Raw genomic sequence first — 2,306 nt, 5'->3', positions numbered from 1 at the left:
TAACGGCTGGAAAAGTAGGGTTTGGAATTCATTGGGATTGTTTGCTGTAAAGGTATGAGCTGATCTCGAAGAGTTTGCGTGCATCCTCCGTTTACTTTAGTAATCAGCACAACAGCGTCCAAACGCTACCAGTATTCTAGCGTTCACGTTTCTAGATTTTGGTTTTTTCTTGAATTCGTAGCTGTAAGGTTTTGGTTATATAAATTCTTGGCTCCATCGTAAAACTGGTTTAATGTCATAGGTTACGAGTTGTAGTTTTAGCTTTTACGTCTAAATTTAAGATTTGTTTGATAAATTGGTGGTAGTATTTTTTGGGTTGTTGGGTTGTTTCGTAATTCAAAAGTTGCGCATAACAAGGCGTTCAACCTGATGCCGCATGCTACGCTCCGTTTTGCGGGGCTTCGCCACTTTACCGCAAAACTCCACTTCACACGCGGCACAGGTTAACGCGGCGTTATGACTACATCGAGATCAAACAATGTCGATTTTGACGGAATTTTTTAACATATCTAGCCCGCTCGCGATGGGGGCTGCCACAGCAGTAATTGCTGCATATGCGGTCGCTGTAAGCAAAATGCTTAATCGAATTTCTGAGCGTAAAGACACGGAAGAAAAACGGTTTCTTAAGGCACTCTCATCTGGAATAAAGTCAGGAGTGATCAGTGATTTTTCAGATATCGAGAACATATACAAAGGAGTTAGGTCTTCTATTGGCGATGAGGAGGTTAACCGCGCTAGGCTTGCAAAGTGGCTCCGAGCTTACTTACTTCAGATATTTGAAAATGAAATTGATGATAAGAACTGCGAATCTGTCAAAGCAATCAAAAAGGAAATCACTGAATATATAAACCTAGTCGAGAAAACCTCGCCTCATATAGGTTTACCTGATTTAGAGCGAAGTATCGTTCGTGACATTGAGACTTATTTGAATTCTGATCAAAAAGAAGGCGTAAGTAGAAAGCTTGATGAGCTAGTCGCAGCAATTCAGGTTAGAGAAGAATCATTTAAAAAGTTAGAAGGCACAAATAAATGGGCCGTACCACTTTCTGTTGTAGGTTTAATTCTTACTCTAGTATTTGGTATAACTTCAATTTTTAGTGGCGGGTCATAACAAAGCAATGCACCCGACAAGCGGGTGATTGCGGCGTTATGCGTGGTATTAAACAAAGCGCTTTGTCGGGTTTAGGTTTGTGCTAATTGTCTTTTTAGTGTGTGCCGCTCCAGCAGTGGTGTAGTAGAGTAAATCGCAGTGATGCAGTCAGGGAGTGGCATTCAATTTCTAGTCGGTCGTATCCGAACTATGCCTCCCATCTTTGTTCTCAGTGGTTTCTTTTTAGGTAGTACCAAATCAATCGGTAGCGTAACCTTCTTCTAGTATTATTCGGTTACTTTGGTAATATCTGGTTTTACTTTTTTACGACTAATCGCTTCGTTTAGGCTAAAATACTTTGGTAATATCTGGTTTTACGTCTTTGTGTCTAATCGCTTCGTTTAGGCTAAAGGGCCTGGCTAGCTGGCCCAACGTGTGTGTTATTGTTTTGTGCCGGCTAGCTGGCCCAACGTGTGTGTTACTTTTTGTGCCGCCTCGCATAACAAGGCGCTCCACCTGACAATTTTTGCTGCGCTCGTTTGTGTAGGTCGCGCAGCTCCATTTTACACAAACGCTCACAGCAAAAATTGCAGGTGAGCTTGGCGTTAGGCATCAGAATGAATATCGAAAACTCAATCGCATATTTCAAACAGACTTTTTACAGTGGTGCAAAGTTAGATATGGAGCTCGATAAAGAAGATGCTCTGTACTGTCTTGATTACAGCGATGATTTTTCAGTGTTTTTCCTCTGCGATTGTGGTGATCACTATACAGTCATGCAGGAGAAGCACTTTAAAGATTCAAATTTGAGTGCCGATGAACTGTTTGCTATTGGAATAAGAAATTTAAGGGCGGTCGCAGAGAAAATTAATATAACCCAGAATGAAGGGCTTCTCTATTTTTCTGGAAGCGGCGATTTTGAAGCTAGTTTACTACTTGTTTCAGAGATATGGAGTGACTGGCTGGTTGAGTACTGCCCGAATGGTTATGTGGCCGCAATACCCGCACGGGATATTCTGGTCGTGTCCGATAAACGGGATGAATCAGGAATAGAAAAGCTAATTTCAATTATTGGGAGCATTTGGCCAGATGGAGACCATCTACTAAGTAATGGTTTATATCACCAAAGTGGGCAAAAATGGGTTCCATACAAAAATGCCTAACAAGGCGGTCAAGCCTGACGGCTATTCCGTCGCTTGTTTATGTGGCGGTCGCT

2 protein-coding genes are annotated in these 2,306 nt (G+C 41.9%); both read left to right on the top strand.

Annotated features, from left to right (window positions below; genetic code table 11):
* The first annotated feature begins 478 nt into the window (after positions 1–478).
* Positions 479–1,111, top strand: coding sequence for a hypothetical protein (locus tag IDZ20_RS05900; protein WP_188150505.1), 633 nt, complete (start codon positions 479–481; stop codon positions 1,109–1,111).
* A gap of 596 nt (positions 1,112–1,707) precedes the next feature.
* A complete protein-coding gene (locus IDZ20_RS05895) occupies positions 1,708–2,253 on the top strand; it encodes a DUF1444 family protein (protein ID WP_188150504.1) in 546 nt (181 codons plus the stop codon).
* The last annotated feature ends 53 nt before the right edge of the window (positions 2,254–2,306 follow it).

It is taken from the genome of Teredinibacter waterburyi (assembly GCF_001922985.1).
Lineage (GTDB): Bacteria > Pseudomonadota > Gammaproteobacteria > Pseudomonadales > Cellvibrionaceae > Teredinibacter > Teredinibacter waterburyi.
This window is presented reverse-complemented; position numbering and strand designations above follow the sequence as displayed.